Here is a 21151-nt window from a genome sequence, read left to right as displayed (position 1 = left end):
TCCTATAATGTGTATATTTCTAATATGACAACTTCTATCCTAGAACATACGAGTCGATTCATTGTTACTTGTTTCCAAGACGATTTCAGGAGTTAACTTCATATTATTTTTTAAGAAAAAACCGAAATTTTGTTGTTGATTCTCTAACCATTGCCTAACTAGTGGCGTACATTCCCATTCCAATGTAGATTTTGTCTCTTTATATTTATTTGTTAAATCTACGCAGAAAGCGAGTTCCATTTGCTTTTGGGTGAATGACGTCTGTTCCATTTCTTTTTCGTCCCAGTCCTCTTTCATGATGTAAAGTTCAAATTGCTCCATATCTTTTTGAAAAGGAACAATGAGTTTAGCTTGTTTTATTTGGTCTTGTTCTTCCATTTGATCCATACTAAATTTAAAACAAATGCCTTCATTTTCTTTACGAAAACATTGTAAAGCCGGCTTATAACGTAGAAGGGACGGGGCAGAGGGAGTTTCATTTATTTCGTATGTTTTCGTTATTACTTCATGATTCGTCGTAATATATCGTGTCTTCAAGTCCATTCTGAATTGCTTTGGAACATAATCCTGACAGTCTACCACAGATGGGAAACCCACTTCATTTCCATTCATAATTTGATATTCACGACGATATATCCACTTTAAATGGGAGCATGTCTGCTGAGGTTCATGATATGTTTTAACGTATTTTCTATTTTCATGCCCTGCATCTATCCATTCATTGTAATGTGAGATGAGGTGTTGTAATTTTTCATATAATTTTGGAGGAGAACAGTGATGGAGTGGAATTTCAGCAGGTAATCGAGTGTAAATATCTTTAGAGATATGTGTTACCACTGGCTTGCCTAATGCCATGCATACTTTTGTAAAATAGTTTAGTGACCCATGCAAATCGTAATCCATGATGATATTCGCCTGACAAAGATCATCTATTCTATCCTCATATTTGTGTGGCACTATGGCTTTAGTTTCAAAATCAAAACCTGCTTCAGCTAATTGTTTAAAAATGCGTTGTACAACCTGCTCACTTTCTTTATCTCTTTTAGCATAAGCAATGACTGGTTCTTCGGAAGTACAGGTGTAGACTGGGGATAAATTGCGAAAATGAATCATCTCAGGTAAAACATAGATACGTTGAAAATATTTTTTCAGTGCATTAGCCACCATATAATCAGAAACGATGCAACAAGAAAAAAGGGATGCATATTGTTTTATCGTTTTCCACTTCTTATTTTCATCTGGATGTTCTTCAGATACTAAAGACGCGTATGGATTGTGTCGACCTGCTATATGTTTTTTACTAATTTCATCGTTAAATACATGTAACATTCGCACGGCATTTTTTCTTTTTGCTAATTTTAGGAGCGGTATATGTTTACATATGGAAGCTACATCAAAGTGAAGAATAAAAGGGTGTTTATTCTCCATTCTACAATGTTCAAACGCATCTTGTGGTGAGTGTTCAATTTCCCACGCACGGGCTGTTAAGGTTTCATTCATGATTTTTACTTGCGTATGGGAAGAGTCCGCAAGTAAGTAAATAAGCATCATGATCCCTCCTCACTATAGTTTTACATACGTACCTTGACACTTCATCGTACTCATCTTGCTTCTGGTGTCAAAAATAACATTAGCGTGATCCGCTATACATTGGTAATCTATACAATCATGGTCTGTCGCTATGACCACCAAGTCTTGTTGTGCCATTATATTAGGTTCTAGAGCAACGCTATTTTTTTCGAATAAATCAATACTTGCGATATGGGGATCATGATAGCTCCAATTTACTTCATATAACTCTAATAGTTCGAAAATTTTCATCACAGGCGATTCCCTTAAATCGCTTACGTTTTTCTTATATGCAGCTCCAATAATACATATATTAGAATCTTTCATCGTTTTCTTCATTTCGTTTAACATCATGGTCATGCGGAATACGACAAACGAAGGCATCGATTCATTGACTTGTGCTGCTATTTCAACTAACTGCGTGTTATAGTTGTATTCCTTCGCTTTCCAAACAAGATAGTGAGGATCAACAGGAATACAATGCCCTCCTATGCCTGGTCCAGGATAAAATGGCATGTAGCCATATGGTTTCGTACTTGCAGCTTCAATGACTTTCCATATATCTAAGTTCATTTTATGACACAATACAGCTAATTCATTAATGAGTCCGATATTGACTAATCGAAATGTGTTCTCTACTATTTTGGACATTTCAGCAATTCCTGTACTATCTACCCTATACAACTTCTCTTTCAACACTTTTTCATATAATCTAGCGGATAATGTAGTGCATTGTTTTGTCACACCACCTACAATCCTTGGTATGCCTTTAATTTGAAATTGTCTATTTCCAGGGTCAATTCGTTCAGGTGAATACGCTAAAAAAACATCCTCCCCTATTGCCCCTACTTTTTTCTCTATGATCGGTTTGACGACTTCTTCTGTTGTACCTGGGAAAGTCGTACTGTTTATAATAATTAACATCGTGGATGGGAGATGAATGACGATTTCTTTTATCGCTGCATTTAAATACGTTAAATCTGGCTGACGATATTTATCAATAGGAGTCGGAACACAAATACTGATAGCATCTAATCGCTTCATAATAGAAAAGTCATTCGTTGCAGATAAACGACCGTGAACAACTTGATCTTTGATGTCGTCACTGGATATGTCTCGAATATAAGATGAACCTGCTTGCAGGCAATTCACCCTTTCCGTATCCACATCAAATCCAACTACTCTATATCCCGCTTGTGCTTTTGCTACAGCAAGGGGTAAACCTACGTATCCTAATCCTATTACACCAAGTGTTGCACTGTAGTCTTCAATTTTTTTTAGTATATTTTCATAGCTTCGCATGCTACTGAACACCTCTTAATGACAAGCTGATTTGTTCCACAACGGTTTGTTGTTGCTCTTCTGTTAACCCTGGAAATAGAGGGAGAGATAAGCAGTGCTCACATGCATATTCCGCATTAGGGAAATCTCCTAATTTGAAACCGTATGGGATGAGTGGCTTTTGCAAATGAAGAGGAACAGGATAGTATACACCACTTCCAATACCTGCCTGTTTTAAATAATTTTGCAGTTTATTTCTTTCCTCAATGACAATCGTATACAGATGATAAACATGATATGAATGTGGTACTTCAGTTGGAAGTTGTACGGGCAAATCTTGCAGCATATCGCGATAGTTATTTGCTAATGTTCTTCTTTCTTCATTCCACTGTTTCAATTTTTTTAATTTAACACGTAAAATAGCTGCGTGAATTTCATCTAATCTACTGTTCATTCCTATTTGTTCATGAATATATTTTTGTGTTGCGCCATGCGCTCTTAATCTTTTCAGGTTGGATGCTAGTTCATCGTTTTGAACTACAATCATCCCTCCGTCACCACAAGTACCTAAATTTTTAGTAGGAAAGAACGATATGGCTGCACCGTCACTCCAACGACCAATGGATTCTCCTTCTCTACTAGCACCTAAGGCTTGACAAGCGTCTTCGATGAGGTAAGCATGATATTTTCGAGCAATTTGATTTAAATGCTTCATATCTGCCATCTGCCCAAACAAATGTACCGCGATAATGGCTTTTGTTTTATGATTACATTTACGCTCTACCTCTTCTGGACTAATAAGAAACGTATCTTTTTCTATATCTGCAAATACAGGGGTTGCACCCACTTGTATAATGGCTTCCACCGTAGCGAAAAATGTAAACGGGGTCGTAATCACTTCGTCTCCTTCTTGTATTCCTAATGCTTGTAATAATAAGACCAAAGCATCTGTACCATTGGCGACACCAATGCCCTGCTGTACTCCACAACATGCAGCGATTTCTTTTTCTAGTAATTGAACAGATTCTCCTAGTATAAATTGACCTTTGTCTATCACCTGTTGTATAGCAGTCATAATTTCCTCTTGTTGTGATTTCCACTCTTTATCTAGTTCAATGAATGGTACATGCAAAATGATTATCCCCTTCCCCTTAATATGTGTTGTTCTGCTACTTTCATGACTGGAGGCAAGATTTTTTGATAAGTATAGTTCGCATGAACATACTGCATCCCTCTATTTGCAATCGCAATTCTCTCTTGTTCGTGTGTCAAATAGTATTCACATAGTTCAATGGTTTCCTGAGCTGAGTTGCTCGTGACACAATACTGACCTGGCATCAAGTGGCGCTGCACAGCTTCCGTATTGGAAGTAAGGAGAAAACCACCACTAGACATAATTTCATACGCTCTGTTGCTAATTTGTTCTTCTACTGACTGTATTCCGATGTTTATTTTGGCAGCATTATATGCAGCTGGTGTTCTGCTATAAGGGAGCATACCTTGCATCATACGTTTTGGCGGATATTTTTCAAAATGAAAGCTGAATTCATCGTCATCCCAGTCTTTGCCCCAAATTTTCACATCAAAGCCGGTATCGAATAGCGGTACAATTAACTCTCTAATACATTGTCTTCGATAGATGTCCCAAGCGAACTGGACATTGCCAATAACCGATATATCACATTGGAGTTCAGGATCTGGCATCGTTGGATAATGAAATTCCACATTGCAACCAATGTCCATATGCATGGCGTTAAATCCCATTAAATCATAAGATTGGACACACTCCGCTCCTCTCGTAATGACAAACTCCGGTTCCATCAACAATACATATTGTTTCGACCATCGCTCAAAATGCAGTTCATCTTCTTCTGCAAAGTAAACATGAAAGATATCGTGTTTTTTCAATACTTTTTTTAAAATCTTAAGTTTGTTTGGGTCACAGTGCTCCACATCCCATCCGACATCAAAAAACATATCCGGCTTATGAATTTGTATTGCTTCTTCTAGGCTTTGCTCTTGTATTTCATTAATGTGATAGACATCATAACCGATACTTTCCAGCGCCCAGCCAAGATTTAATCTAAATCGATCTAATGTCATCAAGCACAATACACGCATTGAAGACTGCCACCTTTCTGCCTGTCTTTCCATTATCACTTTATTTTTGAGTAATGGATTTGGCGGGATTTCCAACATATACGGACTGAGCTGGCACATGCTTCGTTACAACAGCCCCTGCGCCTACAATGGATTCTCTTCCTATCGTAATTCCTGGTAACAATGTAGCGTTGTTCCCTATCGCTGCTCCTTCACAAATGGTTGGTCCTCCATAGGCTATCGTACGTTTACCCATATATTTATCATTACTCATCGAAACACATGGACCAACAAATACATTGTTCTCGATTACTGTATCTCCTGTAACATAGCACCCTGTTTGAAGTACTACATTAGATCCAATCATAGTATGAAGTTCAATGTGAACCGAGCGACCGATCACAGTCGTTTCTCCTACTTGCACCTTTTCTCGTATAGAGGCCAAATCACCAATGAATACATCTTTACCTATTTCACTTCCCGCATATAACACACAAGAACAACCAATGGTGGTGTTCGCTCCAATTTTTAATGGGCGTACACTGTCACTTTTTCTTTTCATCCTTTGATTGGAAGCAGGTCGCTTGCCAATAACACAATGCGATCCAATTGTAACTCCGTCGCCAATTTCAACATGAGGCAATATGACCGTGTGATCACCAAGTGTAACATCGTCTCCAATCGTTACGCCTTCATGAACAACCGTATAGTATCCATTCTCGAAGTTGTGTCCTACCTTGATATTTTCATGCAAAAAATGGTTCATGTTTTTTACCTGCCTCTTAAGAAAATGTGAAGCTTTTCATATCATGTAATTGAAAATGTTTTAGAGGTAATGTAATCTTCTTTTGTTTTTTAGCTGACATATAAGTGCCAAAAATAATGTGTAATGAGGAAAGTGTAGTATCCGCATCAATTTTAGATGGTTGCTTGTTGTGTATGGATTGAATGACATCTTCATATAACATGATCATGGGAGAATGGACTGTATTACATCTTGGAAGTGATGCTTGAACGTCCCAGACATCTACATGATTTAAAAATTTCCCAGATAGTTGGATACGGCCTGATGTACCTAGGATGGATATGGACTCATGCATGGCATGTGGAGCACTGCAAACGGTCGCATAGAAATAAAACGGAATATTTGGTTCTAACTGAACGATAGAAAAAGCTGTATCTTCGGCTTCTATCTTCCTTTTTCTTTTTTCTATTTTGCCTAATACAGATGTTGGGGTGGATTCTACTAGCCAGGTCACCATGTCGATATTATGAATAGCTTGATTTAACATCACACCTCCATCTTGTTCCCATGTCCCTCTCCAATCAGATTTACGGTAATATTCATCGTTACGATTATAATAAAGATGCATCTGACAATTAATGATATGACCTAAATGTCCATTCGCGATGATTTGTTTGACTTCATTTAGGTGTGATAAATACCTTTTTTGATAGCAAACACCAAAATAAAGATTTTTCTTTTTCGCTAAAGAGATAAGTTTAGTAGCTTCTGATAAAGAAAGCGCCAACGGTTTTTCACATATGACGTGTTTTCCATGAGACAGTGCTAAGTGTGCAATTTTTTCGTGGAATCCTGTACTAGTGGCGACAATGATGACTTCAACTTCTTTATCATCAAGCAGTGATCGATATTGCTTCACTTGTTTTATTTCTATATGATGATGTTGATTTGAGATATGTTCATATTGTTTTTTATAAGCCTGCATCACTTCTTCCATCTTGTCTTCGTATATATCGCTGACTGCAACTAATGAACATCCTTTCACTTTAGCCAAATGTTCTGCATGTTTTTTTCCAATGAAGCCACATCCTATAATTGCAAAATTCACAACCCCTTCCCCTTTCAACGTTGTTATTTATATTTCATATTCATGTTAATGTGTAGTTGCTGGGTGGTTGCGTGAAGCAACCGATTTAGTTCTAATATCATATGTTAAAAAGGGCGAAGGCGATTATCTTTACTAGCAAAAAAAATAAAATAGGTATACGTATAAAAAAACACCTCAATAGCTAGATTGTTTCTTTACTCTAACTTTTGGATGCAATAACGATGGAACTTGGTATTGATATTTCAAGATTTTTTATGCAACATTAACACGATGAATCCCTTATCATCAAATCCGCTACATGACCAAAGTCTATGGCAACTTTACCGTACGTACTAGCAACTTTTTCAGCGATAACTACGGCTGCCACTCCTGCTGAAATTAAGGCAATATCATAATCAAATTGGCCGGCTTGTTGAATGACTTCTTGAAGGTTGGAGAATCCATCTACAGGTTGAATGTATCCACTCACGCTCAAATGATAATGTTGCGTTAATTTACGCGCAAATAAAGCAGCCACATTACCGATAATTAGAATTTTTCTGTCTTTCAGCAATTTTAAAATAAGATTATTTTCATACATCTGATAATTAATCAAGGAATTCGTTAATGGTAATGATTTCAAGTTAATGTTGTTTGTTTTTAATACTTGCTCTGCTAACCTTTGAAAAGGAAACGAACGCTTTAGTGGAATACCAATTAATGTAGCTTTTATGAGTGAAGTCAAAAGCAACGATTTTGCATGTGTATTCGGTATCGTCACTCCCGCATATGGAAGAAAAGGTCCATATTTTTTTATATCTTTATCGGAAAGTACATTCCCTTGTGCTAAGGTCAACAGCTCTCCATCACCAAGTCTAATGAACGAATATGCTATTTTCTTTTCCAATGCATCGTATAATTGATCCCATACTTCTTGCAGAGATTGAATAGGAACGATGTTATTTTTATATGAAGCAAGACCCTTTTGTAATATTTCACGATGATTGACATGCATTAATATTTTATTTTTTAATAAGGTATACTCTAGAACACCTTCCCCACCGCTATACAATCCCTCTTCCCATCCCATATGATAAGCAGAGCTGAGCTTTATTTTTTCATCTTTTGCTTTTTGGTAACCTTCATTGTACCCTTCTTTATATCCCTCTTTATACCCCCTGTCATATCCATCATCATATCCGCGATCATACATGTTATGTTTCCATGGCCTACTCATTACGTAGCTCCTTTTTTCTCATGAAAACGAGGTCCATACAGGCTCATCATATAGTGTAGTGCTTCAATATGGTCACCAATGATGAGTTCAGCAACGGGATTGATGGAACCCCTATTTTCTTTTCTTACTCTATTTGTTGTAAGTACATCTATAGAAGCGGGAGAACCGATGCGGAGCTTTTTGTCAATGGCAATAGCAAATGCTTTTGGTGGAACAATTAAATTATCTAATCCAATGGCTTGAATGGCTTCTCTGGACATGGCATGTGGGATAGCAGTTAAAGAATTCATCTCTAAGTCTTCTCGACCAAGTACGTAATTCAAAAACTCTTTCAACACCGTGACATGATCTTGGGAAGGAAGATGTCTGATGAGGGGTTCTATGTTATTGAGCGCAATATCTAAGTCTGTGTTGATACTATACACATAGGGCATTAATTGTTCTGCCGGAATCACGATATCTCCGTCAAGGAACAACATCATATCTGCTTGACTTACTTTCGCACCAATCGCTCTACCTACGTCATGCCCCAGAGGTTGAAAGTAATTGACAATAGTAACAGAAGGATACTCGTGTTTGATAAGGTGATAGGATTGATCGGTGGTTCCGTTAATAACCGCTATAATCTCATCAAATGAAATCCTTTCAAGTTCATTTAATACTTTACATACCGTATCTTGTTCATTCCTCACTGTCACAATGACGGAAACGCTTTTGGAGGTGGGAAGCAATAATTTTTTATGATAACAGTCGGGATAAAAAGAACAATAAGATTGAAAATAAGTAGAGGATAAAAGGGCGTAGAGTTCTCCTTCTAGCCCTGTTAAAGCAACTTCGCTCATCCATTGATACCATGTTCTGTGAATATCTCTTAAAGAAAAAACACCTTGATGTTGTGAATGTGCAAAACCATCATGATAACCTCGTTCCCAAGCGCTATTGACTAAATTATTTACGTTATGAGTCACTGATGGATCACCTCTCGTTTGCGTTCCAAGTCCGTCTTATTGCCACGTTGGTTCGTATGCAAAGTGATCCAGTGAATCGCTTCCAGATGATCTCCAACAATGACAGAATGTAATTCATTTAGTTGGTTTACTTTTAGTAATTCACTCACTTGTACATCATAAAATGGGTAGACTTGCACAGGGAAACCTTTAAATATCGTCTTGGCTAAAGCCAACGCGGGATTTGCTAAAGATGCTGCCGTGACATTGTTAAACGTGGATCTATGCATTCCATATGGAACATCCAACATCGATGCTGATTTCAAGCTAGGTTGCAAAATGGAATTCAACGCCCGTTTCGCCAAATCGATACCTCGGATGACGTTTTGGATTGGAGGAAGTTCAAATATTACCGTTCTTCCAGACAAGATTTCCGCCGTCATCCTCGCTATCGTTGCAGTGGAGAGAAAATCATGTTCATTCATAAAAACTAACACTTCACCTTTTGCCTTGATTGCACCTTTCGTACGACCATGAAAGAGGAGAGGTGACTTGTCTTGAAACTCAAGGATGGTTCCCATTTGCTGTCCAGCATGAATCATATGATGATTATTTCGTTCCGTAACCAAAATCACTTCATAAGGATAAGTTAAAAGAGATATTTCATGTATCGTTCTCGCTAACATAGCTATATTGTTTTTTGTAGTGACAATAAATGAAACTACGGGATGGGGTGAACAGCTTATACATGGATTAACCATGGAATTTCACCTCAATCTTCTATATAATATCTATTGAATAAAATATTCAGTATCGGTCCATAATGCAACTGCAATTAGTAAAATGCGTAAAAAATCTATTGTCATGCGAATTGGGTATGCTTCATGACATACATTATCATGTTACATTCTGATTCTGATTTTTAAAGTGTAAGGTTTACAATCAATATATACAAAAAGACAAAAATGTTGACGTTATTCATAAAATATGTATTACTAAAGAAAGATAGAATGAAATAGGAGGGGCCGGAGTATGACAGAGCATCCATGTACAGTATCCAATTTCAGCATGAAAATGAACAAGATCACAGATTATATGTCACAAAAACACTTTGATACTTTATTAGAAGCAGGTAAAGAAGTCACTTATCCATCTAACTCTTTTCTTTTCATGGAAGAAGAACCTGCAGATAAGCATTTTTTAGTCCTGGATGGACAAGTGAAAATTACAAAATCTACAGAAGAAGGAAAAGAAATTATTTTAAGTTTATTACAAAAGCATGATTTTTTTGTTGAGATGGGAACAAAAGAAAAACCAAAGTTTAATGCCACTGGACAATGTGTGACGACTTCGAAAATTTTGGTTATACATCGAAATGCACTAGAAGACATTATCTCCAGTGACGGAGAATTTGCTTTGCAATTTATTAAGTGGATTAGCATTACGCAGAAGATGTACGAAGCGAGGCTAAGAGATTTACTGTTGTTTGGGAAAAAAGGGGCGCTTGCTTCTATTTTAATTCGACTTGTTAATTCTTACGGGAAAATGACAGAGGAAGGGTTTGTCATTAAAACGAGTTTAACGAATACAGAGTTAGCAAATATGATAGGAACATCTAGAGAAAACATTAATCGTACGTTAAAACAATTTCGAGAAGACAATGCTGTGGTGATAAAACAAGGTCAAATGATCGTCACAGACTTATCCTATCTGAAAAACATTGTCATGTGCCCGAATTGTCCTCCCGAAATTTGTAGAATGTAAGGAGATAAGCAATACTTTGCTTACCTCATTTACCCTATTTTTTGCTCATGATGATACATTTCTTTCCCCCGCTCTATGCAGGCATATGCTCTGTTCACTTCATCATCCGTAGGGGTTTGAATGTCTTCTAAAGTATAATTTTTACCCAGCTGCTGCCATTTATATACACCCATCTGATGGTATGGTAAAATCTCTATTTTCTCTACGTTAGATAAACTACCAATGAAATACCCAAGCTGTTTTAAATCATTTTCATCATCAGTATAGCCTGGAACGAGCACATGACGAATCCAAACTTTCTTCTTTATGTCAGATAGATGGCGGGCAAAAGCTAACGTCTTCTGATTCGTTTGTGTCGTTAAATTGATATGTTTTTCCTCGTTGATGTGTTTTAAATCTAACAATACAAGATCCGTATGCGCTAATAAGTGCCGAGCATGATAAGGATCACAAAAACCTGAACTATCTAGTGCGGTGTGCAGGCCCCATTTTTCTTTACAAGCTTGAAACAAGTCCGCTACGAATGGAGCTTGTAAAGTAGGTTCTCCTCCAGAAACCGTTATTCCACCTAGTGGCTTATAGTAACTCACATAGGGTTCAATCTCCGCTAATACTTGATCGACCGTCATACGTTTTCCAATAGTCTGATCCCAAGTGTCTGGATTATGACAATAACGACATTGTAGTGCACAACCTTGCATAAATAATACGAACCTCACACCTGGTCCATCTACTGTACCAAAAGTTTCTATTGAATGTATGCGTCCAATCATGCTGTTCATCCTTCCTTCAACAAATATGAAAGTGATACCCTCCACATGCTATGTATCATGGAGGGTATTGTTTATTTATTACATGTTGCCATGGAACGTTCGGTTAATGACGTCTAATTGCTGCTCTTTGGTCAATTTAATAAAGTTTACTGCATATCCAGATACTCGGATCGTTAATTGTGGGTATTTCTCAGGATGTTCCATTGCATCGATGAGTTGTTCCCGATGGAATACGTTGACGTTCAGATGGTGACCGTGATTACTAAAATACCCATCCAACATCGCAGTGACATTGTTTTCTTGTACCTCTAACTGCTTACCCAGTGCTTTCGGCACAATAGAAAACGTATTAGAAATACCATCGAGGCTATCTTCATAAGGTAATTTAGCGACAGATTGTAATGAAGCTAATGCTCCTTTCTTATCGCGACCGTGCATTGGATTTGCTCCTGGAGCAAACGGCTCTCCTGCTTTTCTTCCGTCTGGTGTACTTCCTGTTTTTTTACCGTACACCACGTTAGAAGTGATCGTAAGAATGGACATGGTTGGTATTGCATTACGATAAGCTTTATGTTTTCTAAGTTTATTCATAAATGTCTCTACCAGTTGCTGTGCAATACTATCAACACGCTCATCATTATTTCCGTACTGTGGATACTCTCCGTTTATTTCAAAATCTGTAACGATGCCATTTTCGTTGCGTATGGGCTTCACTTCTGCATGTTTGATGGCGCTCAAGGAATCTGCCACAACAGATAAACCAGCAATACCACCCGCCATCGTACGAATAATTTCACGATCATGCAACGCCATTTCTATTCTTTCGTAGCTATATTTATCATGCATGTAATGGATCACATTCAATGTATTCATATACAATTTTGCAAGCCACTCCATCATCTGATCAAACTTGTTCATGACTTCATCATAAGATAATACTTCGGAAGTAATCGGGCTATAAGCAGGACCTACTTGCGCTCCAGACTTTTCGTCTACTCCACCATTAATACTATATAGTAAAGCTTTTGCTAAGTTTGCTCTAGCTCCAAAGAACTGCATTTGTTTCCCGATTCTCATCGCGGATACACAGCATGCAATACCGTAGTCATCTCCGTAATGTGGTCGCATGAGGTCATCATTCTCATACTGAATGGAACTCGTCTCAATGGAAACTCTAGAACAGAACTTTTTGAACCCTTCTGGTAAATCAACGGACCATAATACCGTTAAGTTTGGCTCTGGTGCAGGACCAAGATTGTATAACGTTTGCAAGAAGCGGAAAGAGTTTTTCGTTACTCTTGTTTTTCCATCAATACCCATACCACCGATAGATTCTGTTACCCAAGTTGGGTCACCACTAAATAGTTCATTGTAGTCCGGTGTACGTAAAAACTTAACGATTCTTAACTTCATCACAAAGTGATCGATGAATTGTTGTGCTTCACTTTCCGTAATGTTTCCTTCTTCTAAATCCCTTTGAATATATATATCTAGGAAGCTAGATACACGACCTAAACTCATTGCCGCACCATTTTGTTCTTTGATTGCTGCTAAATAAGCAAAGTATAACCATTGCACCGCTTCTTTCGCATTAGTAGCTGGCTTAGAAATATCAAACCCGTAGGAAGCTGCCATTTGTTTCAGCTCAACTAAACTGCGCATTTGTTCACTTAACTCTTCACGTTGTAAAATAATATCTTCTGTCATCGCATCTACTTCAAGTAACTTCAGATCGTTTTTCTTATCCGCAATGAGTCTATCTACTCCATACAATGCTACTCGACGATAATCCCCAATGATTCTTCCTCTACCATACGCATCTGGAAGTCCCGTAATAATCCCCGCTTTTCTCGCTGCACGCATTTCGGAAGTATATGCATCAAATACCCCTTGATTGTGTGTCTTTCTTACGTGTGTAAATAAATCTACGAGTTCTTTCGGTAATTCGAACCCATAAGCTTCACATGCTTGCTCCATCATGCGAATACCACCAAAAGGCTGAATAGAGCGCTTGAAAGGTTCGTCTGTCTGTAATCCAACGATCTGCTCTTTGTCTTTATCAATATAGCCAGCACCATGAGATGTAATGGTAGAGATCGTATTTACGTCTACATCAAGTACACCGCCGTTCTCTCTTTCCTTCATCGTAAGATCCTGCAAGATATCCCACAATTTTAATGTTTCTTGCGTAGGCCCTTGAAGGAATTGATCATTTCCTTCATAAGAAGTTATATTTAAATCGATGAAATTTTTAACATCGATGTGATCCATCCATCTTCCAGATTGATACATTCTCCATGGTTCTTGTACTTTTGATTCTTGTAAGATCTCTCTTTCTTTCATTACCATGTGTAACACCTCCATAATAATTATTTTACTTATAAGAGAGAAGCCATTACGCAAGGTTAATGACTTCCCATCCAGATTTGTAATCCTTTTTCTTTATATAATCAATGCTTATTAAAATTTGCCATAGAAAGCATTGCGATAGATGTCTGCTAATTCTGTTACAAGTGGAAGTCTTGGATTTGCTGTTGTACATTGATCCTCAAACGCTCGATCAGCTAATTCTTCTACCTTAGCTTCGAATTGTTTCGGCGCGACACCAACTTCTTGGAATGTTTCCGGAATGTTTAGCTTTTTGTTTAAGTCACGGATCGCGTTAATTAAGCTCTGTACCCCTTCTTCCGTTGTTCTTGCAGGTAAACCTAACACTCTAGCAATTTCAGCATAGCGCTCATCTGCTACAAAGTGATCGTATTTAGGGAAAGAAGTGAATTTGCTTGGCTTAGAACCGTTGTATTTAATAACATGTGGCATTAGAATTGCATTGGTTCTACCATGAGCAGTATGGAATTCTCCGCCCCATTTATGCGCTAAACTATGGTTAATTCCTAAGAACGCATTGGCAAATGCTAATCCAGCTATCGTAGAAGCATTATGCATTTTTTCGCGTGCTACTGGATCACCTGTTTTGTAAGATTCCTCTAAGTTTTCAAATACGAGTTGAATAGCTTTCATCGCTAATCCATCTGTGTAATCGTTCGCCATGACAGATACGTAAGCTTCTATCGCATGTGTCAAGACATCCATACCTGTATCTGCAACTTGTGTTTTTGGTAAAGTTAATACATAGTCAGGGTCCACAATCGCTACGTCAGGTACCAACTCATAGTCTGCTAATGGATACTTTGTATTGCCATCTTTCTTGTCTGTAATAACAGAGAAAGAAGTTACTTCAGAACCTGTTCCAGACGTCGTTGGGATAGCTACAAATTTTGCTTTTTGTCCTAGTCTTGGGTACTTATAAACACGTTTGCGAATATCCATGAATTTTTGTTTTAAAGAATGGAAACTTGTGTCTGGATATTCATAGAACAACCACATTCCTTTTGCCGCATCCATTGGAGATCCACCACCAATGGCAATGATGCAATCTGGTTTGAAGCTCTTCATTAACTCACTACCTCTTTCCACTGTTTCCACAGATGGATCAGGTTCAACGTCAGAGAACACTTCAATGAATACAGGAGTCTGTCTTTTTCTTAAGTAGTATTCAACTCTTTCCACATATCCTAATTTCACCATCATTGGATCCGTTACGATGAGTACTCTAGAGATATCCGGCATTTTCGCTAAATATTGTGTTGCACCTTTTTCAAAATAAATTTTGCTTGGTGCTTTGAACCATTGCATATTCACTGTACGGTAAGCAACACGTTTTACGTTAATTAAGTTAACAGCTGTAACGTTAGAAGTTGTAGAGTTAGAACCGTACGTTCCGCATCCAAGTGTTAAAGATGGTAAGTTTGTATTATAGATATCACCTATTGCCCCATGAGTAGAAGGACTGTTCACTAACACACGGCCAGTTTGCAGACGCTTAGCGAAAGCATCGATGACATCTTGATCATTAGAATGAATAACGGAAGAGTGACCCATTCCTCCAAATTCAACAACTTCAGCTGCTCGCTCAATGCCTTCTTGTGCTGTTTTTACTTTATAACAAGCTAGTACAGGACTAAGTTTTTCTGCGGATAATGGATATTTTTGTCCTACTCCTTGCAACTCGGCAACCAACACTTTCGTATCTGCAGGAACTTTAACACCTGCTAACTCTGCAATTTTAGTAGCTGGGTTACCAACGATTGCACCATTTACAGCACATTTATTTTTGTTGATAACTAAGTCAGAAACTTTCTCTGTTTCTTGTTTATTTAAGAAGTAACATCCCATTGCGGACATTTTCTTTTTCGTTTGCTCATATATTGCTTCTTCGATGACTACCGCTTGTTCGGATGCACATATCATACCGTTGTCGAAAGACTTAGACATAATCAAATCCGTTACCGCTTGATTAATGTTTGCACTTTTCTCAATAAAACAAGGTACGTTACCAGGTCCTACACCAAGTGCTGGTTTACCTGTGCTGTATGCGGATTTTACCATGCCAGCTCCACCTGTTGCTAAGATAAGAGACACATCAGGGTGATTCATTAAGTACTGTGTAGCCTCTAAAGATGGGTTTTCAATCCATTGAATGCAATGTTCAGGTGCGCCATACTTCACTGCTGCTTCTAATACCGTTCTAGCAGCTTCGCTACTGCATTTTTGTGCAGATGGATGAAAAGCAAATATAATCGGGTTACGTGTTTTTGCAGAGATAATAGATTTAAACATCGTTGTGGATGTAGGGTTGGTAACTGGTGTCACTCCCGCTACGATTCCAACTGGCTCTGCTACTAACTTATAATTTTCGTACTCATTTTCTTCGATGATTCCGACCGTTTTGTCGTATTTAATACTATGGTAAATATATTCTGTAGAAAATATATTTTTTGTGATTTTGTCTTCGTATACTCCGCGACCGGTTTCTTCCACTGCCATTTTTGCTAAGGCCATATGCTTATCCAAGCCAGCTAACGCCATTTCTTGGGTGATTGTATTCACTTGCTCTTGATCGAGTTTCATAAATTTATCTAATGCCTTTTTCGCATTTGCTACTAAACGATCTACTTCAGTTTGCACGGATACTTGTTCTTGTACTTTGGTTTCTTTTACAGCCATGTTCCACGCCTCCATCAATCATTTTTTTGTTTCTCTCTATAGCTATATTCTATACTGCCTTACCTTTATGAACTGTGACTTTTATCACACATTTGTGATTTTTTTCACAAAGTTTGTGTCTTTTTGTTCACAACTTTACTTTGTAGCCAAACACAATAAGAAAAATACATGGGGTATCTCGTCTTTTTACGTATACTACAACATTTTAGCGAAATGGAAACTTTACATAAAAAAGAAATATTATAAAAAAATATTCCAAGGAAAACGCTTTCCTGATATATTAGTCATATGAGGTGAGTATATTGCGTATTACGATTAATACCATTGCTGAAATGGCTGGTGTCTCCAAATCTACTGTTTCTCGCGTAATGAACAACTCTAAACCGGTTAGTGCTGAAGTGAAAAAGCGTGTCTTAGATGCTATTGCCACCACAAATTTTAAACCCAGTGCAGTAGCTAGAAGTTTGGCGAATCAAAAGACAAAGCTGGTAGGTGTCATTATCCCCGATTTTTCTAACCCTGTTTTCTCGGATATGATCAATGGCATAGAAAAACAAGCACAAATAGACGGTTACAACATTTTACTGTGCAATTCGCGCAGTAAAGAAGAGAGTGAAATTACGTTTCTAGATATTTTAATTGAAAAAGAAGTAGATGGTTTGATATTGAGTGGATTTCATACATCAAATACTTTATGCAAAAAGTTAGCTGAGTTTTCAAAACCCATTGTTATTGTTGGGTATGAGGATCCTTCTCTCCCATTCCCAACTGTCATTATTGATAATGTACAGGCAACAAAAGACGTAGCTAACTATTTGATTGGGCTCGGCCATCAACATTTAGCAATGATTCGTGGCCCATTGTTTGATCACTATGCTGGTGATTTGAGATATGAAGGATTTCAAAGTGTGGTAAAAGATCACGGCTTACATTGGGGTAGTCATACATATGAAGTAGGTCAATATAAAACAAAAGACGGATACAAAGCAGCGATGAAATTAATTCAAAACTACCCAGAGATGACCGCTCTCTTCTGCGCGAATGACGAAATGGCAATTGGTGCGATAAAAGCATTAAAAGAGGCTGGAAAGAAAGTACCACATGAAGTGTCTGTTGTAGGATTTGACGACATTAACATTGCTCATATATATGAGCCTTCTCTTACTACGGTTCAACAGCCGTTTGTACAAAAAGGAGAAATAGCAATGACGCAGTTAATGCGCCTCATGAATGGAGAAGAAACAGAGAAAAAAGTAATATTACCTCATCGCATCGTGGAACGCGACTCTACAAAAAGAAAGTCTTGATCGATATATCTAAGATAATGATCTTTTTCATTCATCTTATGTATATACAATAAAAAAACGCATATTGGGAAACCGGTTGCAAACACAAAAAGGAGAATGTGCTATGAAAAAAGGAATAACAGCATCTATATCAATCTTACTCGTACTATCTTTATTTTTAGTTGGGTGCTCATCTGACGAAAGTGAAAAAGTCACGGTTGATATTTTTCAACTGAAAGTGGAAATTGTGGATCAGTTACAAAGTCTCGTTGATGATTTTATGGAAGAAAATCCTGACATCATTATAAACCTAGATACTGCTGGTGGCGGGGAAGATTATACATCTATTTTAAAGACGAGAATGAGCTCTGGTAATCAGCCAGCTATTTTCCAAGTTCCTGGACCGACAGAAAGAGATGTATGGTTTGATTTTTTGACTGACTTATCAGAGGAACAATGGGTACGTGTAACAAGTGAAGGGTTATTAGACAATATTACGGTAGACGGTAAAATTTACGGACAACCAGTAAATATTGAAGGTTACGGCATCATTTACAACAAAGCCATTTTAGAACAAGCAGGCATTTCACAAACGATGATAAACAATGTAAATTCATTATCTTCTCTCCAAGCATTATTTGAAGAAGTAGAACAACAAAAAGAAGCATTAGGTTTGGAAGCTACGTTAGGCTGGTCTGTTGGTGGTACAGCATGGTGGGTGTCCTCCTATCATACGTTCAATGTACCTTTTGCAATGCAGCAAGATCCAATGGATTTTATCGAAGCATTGAACGATGACACGGCAAATTTTGCAGACAACGAGCAAATGCTTGCTTTCAAAGACTTAGTAGATACATTTGTAACGTATTCTTATGAGGATGTAGCGGTTACGGATTACGAAAAACAGTACTCTGATTTTGCTTCAGGCAAAACGGCTTTTATTCAGCAAGGTAACTGGACGATCAATCAGTTGAATGAAATTGACGAAAATCTAGATATCGCCTTCTTGCCTATTCCAATTAGTGATAATACATCTTGGGCGAATGACAGCATTCCCGTAGGTGTACCTAACTATTGGGTAGTCAACAAAAAATTAGATGATGAAGTCATTGAAGCGGCCAAAAAATTCTTAGACTACATGGTAATGAACGAACGCGGACAACAATTCATGGTTGAAGAAGCAAAGTATATTCCAGCTTTCACCAACGTTAGTGTTGAAAAAGCGGATCCATTAGCTCAATCCATTATTACTTACGTAAATGATGAAAAAACAATACCGTGGGTGTGGCATGCTTTTCCATTGGGATTAGTTGAAAATGATGCAAAGAAAGCATTCCAAGATTATGTCAATGGTGATAAGACATGGGATGAAATTTTATCTTTTCTAGATACACAGTGGGATGAAAAAACAAAGTAAAGTAACTTGAGGAGAGAAACAACATGAAAAAATCAAATAAGTTACGAAATCAGTTAGAATACTGGTCATTTGTAGGACCTATCTTTATTGCTTTTCTCATGGTCGTCATTATTCCCTTTATTATTGGTTTATACTACTCATTTACGAATTGGAGTGCGATTCCGGGAAGAAGCATAGATTTCATCGGTTTAGAAAACTATATTGCTGCTTTTCGAGATGAGCAATTTAGAATTTCTTTCTTTGCCACGATTCAATTTACACTCATTTGTGTCGTACTCGTCAACATTGTAGGTTTTTTCCTTGCCTTGTTAGTGACTCAGAAAATGAGAAGTGCAAATTTACTACGAACGGTGTTTTTTATGCCTAATCTCATAGGAGGAATCGTTTTAGGTTATATATGGAGATTTATTTTTATTAAAGTTTTTGTATCGCTATATGAGTCGACAGGGCTTGGTATTTTCGGGTTACCGTGGTTAAGTGAAGCTAATCAAGCAATATGGGCCATGGCTATCGTCACAACATGGCAATTTGGTGGGTATATCATGGTCATTTATATTGCTGGACTGCAAGGCATTCCACAATCTCTTATCGAAGCGGCGCAAGTAGATGGCGCCAATGCATGGAAACGAGTTCGTCACATCATCTTCCCACTCGTTGCGCCAGCTTTCACTGTTAGCATGTTTTTAACGATGTCTAATTCATTTAAAATGTTTGATGTCAATTTAGCTTTAACAAACGGGGACCCCGGTCGTCTAACAGAATTGCTGACATTACAAATTTATAACACAGCTTTTACAGATTCCAATTTCGGACAAGGCCAAGCCTATGCAGCTATTTTATTTATCATCATCGGTGTCGTCTCCTTTGTTCAAGTGTATTACAACAAACGTAGAGAGGTGGAGATGTAATGAATAAAAAGAAATATCAACGACTATCGCTACAAGTATTCGGTATTTTGCTTGGTATACTTTATTTATCACCATTCTACATTATAGTTGTGAATAGCTTTAAAGAGAAAAAGGAATTTCTCTTAAATACACTCTCACTACCTAATACGTTTGTTCTAGACAATTATATAAAAGCAATGGAAAAAATGGGCTTTCTAACGGCGCTAAAGAATTCATTGATTATCTCTATATTGAGTGTTGCACTCATCGTATTACTATCTTCCATGGCTGCGTGGATGTTAGTTCGAACAAAAAATAAATTAAGCACTGTAATTTTTTATGCTTTTATTGCTTCTATGTTAATTCCATTTCAATCGGTCATGTTACCGTTAGTTGACCTGTATGGGGCGAACAAATTAAATTTGATTAATACGTATCACGGCATCATCTTTATGTACATTGGATTTGGTGCCAGCTTATCTGTGATTCTGTTTCATGGCTTTATGAAATCCATACCAAAAGAAGTGGAAGAAGCTGCTACGATAGATGGTTGCAACAAGTTTCAAATCTTTTTCAACATTGTGTTTCCCCTTCTGAAACCGATTAGTATTACGGTTGCCATATTAAATGGGATGTGGATATGGAATGACTACCTCCTACCATCATTAGTATTGCAAGAGAAAAGTTTACGTACGATACCACTATCCACTAAGTATTTTTTCGGAACGTATCAAGCAGATTGGACGCTAGCGATGGCTGGTTTAGTCCTAGCTATTATTCCCATCATTATTTTTTACTTCATTGCTCAAAAACATATTATAAAAGGCGCAATAGATGGTGCGATAAAATAATCATACTTATCTATAGAAACAAAGCAAAGCGGAGGCTAACAAGTGCCTCCGCCGCTTTTTCATATAAGTTGAATGAGTTTTTTCAACCCACTTTTTACTACTTTTCATAAGATGGGAACTTCTTCATACAACTCTACATT

General features: G+C 37.5%; 17 protein-coding genes. 5 read left to right on the top strand and 12 right to left on the bottom strand.

The features are described from left to right. Window positions 1-39 precede the first annotated feature (39 nt). From D1Z92_RS00555 to D1Z92_RS00515, 9 genes are all read right to left on the bottom strand, one after another. Window positions 40-1551: a DNRLRE domain-containing protein gene (locus D1Z92_RS00555; protein WP_128893692.1), complete on the bottom strand. Its 1512-nt coding sequence runs from the start codon at window positions 1549-1551 to the stop codon at window positions 40-42. Window positions 1552-1563: 12 nt separating this feature from the next. Continuing rightward, a complete protein-coding gene (locus D1Z92_RS00550; RefSeq protein ID WP_128893691.1) occupies window positions 1564-2871 on the bottom strand; it encodes a nucleotide sugar dehydrogenase in 1308 nt (435 codons plus the stop codon). A gap of 1 nt (window position 2872) precedes the next feature. After that, window positions 2873-3982, bottom strand: a complete 1110-nt coding sequence (locus D1Z92_RS00545; protein WP_128893690.1) for a DegT/DnrJ/EryC1/StrS family aminotransferase — start codon at window positions 3980-3982, stop codon at window positions 2873-2875. Window positions 3983-3987: 5 nt separating this feature from the next. Further along, window positions 3988-4971, bottom strand: a complete 984-nt coding sequence (locus D1Z92_RS00540; protein WP_164931369.1) for a CgeB family protein — start codon at window positions 4969-4971, stop codon at window positions 3988-3990. A gap of 40 nt (window positions 4972-5011) precedes the next feature. After that, entirely contained in the window at window positions 5012-5716 is a 705-nt protein-coding gene (locus tag D1Z92_RS00535; RefSeq protein WP_128893688.1) for an acyltransferase, read from the bottom strand. Window positions 5717-5732: 16 nt separating this feature from the next. After that, complete coding sequence (locus D1Z92_RS00530; RefSeq protein WP_128893687.1) at window positions 5733-6803, bottom strand: Gfo/Idh/MocA family protein; 1071 nt, start codon at window positions 6801-6803, stop codon at window positions 5733-5735. Between the two features lie 262 nt (window positions 6804-7065). Further along, window positions 7066-8019, bottom strand: a complete 954-nt coding sequence (locus tag D1Z92_RS00525; protein ID WP_128893686.1) for a Yae1 family protein — start codon at window positions 8017-8019, stop codon at window positions 7066-7068. Next, window positions 8019-8987, bottom strand: coding sequence for a glycosyltransferase family 2 protein (locus D1Z92_RS00520; RefSeq protein ID WP_240666514.1), 969 nt, complete (start codon window positions 8985-8987; stop codon window positions 8019-8021). Before D1Z92_RS00520 ends, D1Z92_RS00525 begins: the two co-directional genes overlap by 1 nt. Continuing rightward, the gene (locus D1Z92_RS00515; RefSeq protein WP_128893685.1) at window positions 8984-9727 is read right to left on the bottom strand and encodes a glycosyltransferase; all 744 of its coding nucleotides are present in this window, start codon (window positions 9725-9727) and stop codon (window positions 8984-8986) included. Before D1Z92_RS00515 ends, D1Z92_RS00520 begins: the two co-directional genes overlap by 4 nt. Before the next feature lie 271 nt (window positions 9728-9998). On the opposite strand from D1Z92_RS00515, the gene D1Z92_RS00510 reads away from it, so the two are divergent. Continuing rightward, window positions 9999-10730 carry a Crp/Fnr family transcriptional regulator gene (locus tag D1Z92_RS00510; protein ID WP_128893684.1) on the top strand — a complete coding sequence of 244 codons (732 nt, stop codon included), beginning with the start codon at window positions 9999-10001 and terminating at the stop codon, window positions 10728-10730. A gap of 29 nt (window positions 10731-10759) precedes the next feature. Here the strand turns inward: D1Z92_RS00510 and pflA are convergent, their stop codons facing one another. The 3 genes from pflA to adhE all read right to left on the bottom strand — a co-directional run bounded on the left by pflA (window position 10760) and on the right by adhE (window position 16570). Beyond that, window positions 10760-11503, bottom strand: coding sequence for a pyruvate formate-lyase-activating protein (pflA, locus tag D1Z92_RS00505; RefSeq protein WP_128893683.1), 744 nt, complete (start codon window positions 11501-11503; stop codon window positions 10760-10762). A gap of 78 nt (window positions 11504-11581) precedes the next feature. Further along, window positions 11582-13852: a formate C-acetyltransferase gene (pflB, locus tag D1Z92_RS00500; RefSeq protein ID WP_128893682.1), complete on the bottom strand. Its 2271-nt coding sequence runs from the start codon at window positions 13850-13852 to the stop codon at window positions 11582-11584. 111 nt (window positions 13853-13963) lie between these two features. Then, window positions 13964-16570: a bifunctional acetaldehyde-CoA/alcohol dehydrogenase gene (adhE, locus tag D1Z92_RS00495; RefSeq protein ID WP_128893681.1), complete on the bottom strand. Its 2607-nt coding sequence runs from the start codon at window positions 16568-16570 to the stop codon at window positions 13964-13966. Between the two features lie 302 nt (window positions 16571-16872). Between adhE and D1Z92_RS00490 the strand changes: the two genes are divergently transcribed. The 4 genes from D1Z92_RS00490 to D1Z92_RS00475 all read left to right on the top strand — a co-directional run bounded on the left by D1Z92_RS00490 (window position 16873) and on the right by D1Z92_RS00475 (window position 21011). Further along, on the top strand, window positions 16873-17877 hold the full coding sequence (locus D1Z92_RS00490; protein ID WP_128893680.1) for a LacI family DNA-binding transcriptional regulator: 1005 nt from the start codon (window positions 16873-16875) through the stop codon (window positions 17875-17877). A 103-nt stretch (window positions 17878-17980) separates the two neighbouring features. Next, on the top strand, window positions 17981-19273 hold the full coding sequence (locus tag D1Z92_RS00485) for an ABC transporter substrate-binding protein (protein WP_128893679.1): 1293 nt from the start codon (window positions 17981-17983) through the stop codon (window positions 19271-19273). A gap of 23 nt (window positions 19274-19296) precedes the next feature. Then, the gene (locus tag D1Z92_RS00480) at window positions 19297-20181 is read left to right on the top strand and encodes a carbohydrate ABC transporter permease (RefSeq protein ID WP_128893678.1); all 885 of its coding nucleotides are present in this window, start codon (window positions 19297-19299) and stop codon (window positions 20179-20181) included. Next, complete coding sequence (locus D1Z92_RS00475; RefSeq protein ID WP_128893677.1) at window positions 20181-21011, top strand: carbohydrate ABC transporter permease; 831 nt, start codon at window positions 20181-20183, stop codon at window positions 21009-21011. Before D1Z92_RS00480 ends, D1Z92_RS00475 begins: the two co-directional genes overlap by 1 nt. Window positions 21012-21151 lie beyond the last annotated feature (140 nt).

This window comes from Longirhabdus pacifica (assembly GCF_004115085.1).
GTDB lineage: Bacteria > Bacillota > Bacilli > Paenibacillales > DSM-105158 > Longirhabdus > Longirhabdus pacifica.
The sequence above is the reverse complement of the archived record's forward strand: the minus strand, read 5'-3'. Positions and strand labels throughout refer to the sequence as shown.

Coding starts and splice junctions, on each gene's coding strand:
- D1Z92_RS00555 (WP_128893692.1), bottom strand. CDS start 1,551: ATGATGCTTATTTACTTACTTGCGGACTCTTCCCATACGCAAGTAAAA.
- D1Z92_RS00550 (WP_128893691.1), bottom strand. CDS start 2,871: ATGCGAAGCTATGAAAATATACTAAAAAAAATTGAAGACTACAGTGCA.
- D1Z92_RS00540 (WP_164931369.1), bottom strand. CDS start 4,971: ATGCGTGTATTGTGCTTGATGACATTAGATCGATTTAGATTAAATCTT.
- D1Z92_RS00535 (WP_128893688.1), bottom strand. CDS start 5,716: ATGAACCATTTTTTGCATGAAAATATCAAGGTAGGACACAACTTCGAG.
- D1Z92_RS00525 (WP_128893686.1), bottom strand. CDS start 8,019: ATGAGTAGGCCATGGAAACATAACATGTATGATCGCGGATATGATGAT.
- D1Z92_RS00515 (WP_128893685.1), bottom strand. CDS start 9,727: ATGGTTAATCCATGTATAAGCTGTTCACCCCATCCCGTAGTTTCATTT.
- D1Z92_RS00510 (WP_128893684.1), top strand. CDS start 9,999: ATGACAGAGCATCCATGTACAGTATCCAATTTCAGCATGAAAATGAAC.
- pflA (WP_128893683.1), bottom strand. CDS start 11,503: ATGATTGGACGCATACATTCAATAGAAACTTTTGGTACAGTAGATGGA.
- pflB (WP_128893682.1), bottom strand. CDS start 13,852: ATGGTAATGAAAGAAAGAGAGATCTTACAAGAATCAAAAGTACAAGAA.
- adhE (WP_128893681.1), bottom strand. CDS start 16,570: ATGGCTGTAAAAGAAACCAAAGTACAAGAACAAGTATCCGTGCAAACT.
- D1Z92_RS00485 (WP_128893679.1), top strand. CDS start 17,981: ATGAAAAAAGGAATAACAGCATCTATATCAATCTTACTCGTACTATCT.
- D1Z92_RS00480 (WP_128893678.1), top strand. CDS start 19,297: ATGAAAAAATCAAATAAGTTACGAAATCAGTTAGAATACTGGTCATTT.
- D1Z92_RS00475 (WP_128893677.1), top strand. CDS start 20,181: ATGAATAAAAAGAAATATCAACGACTATCGCTACAAGTATTCGGTATT.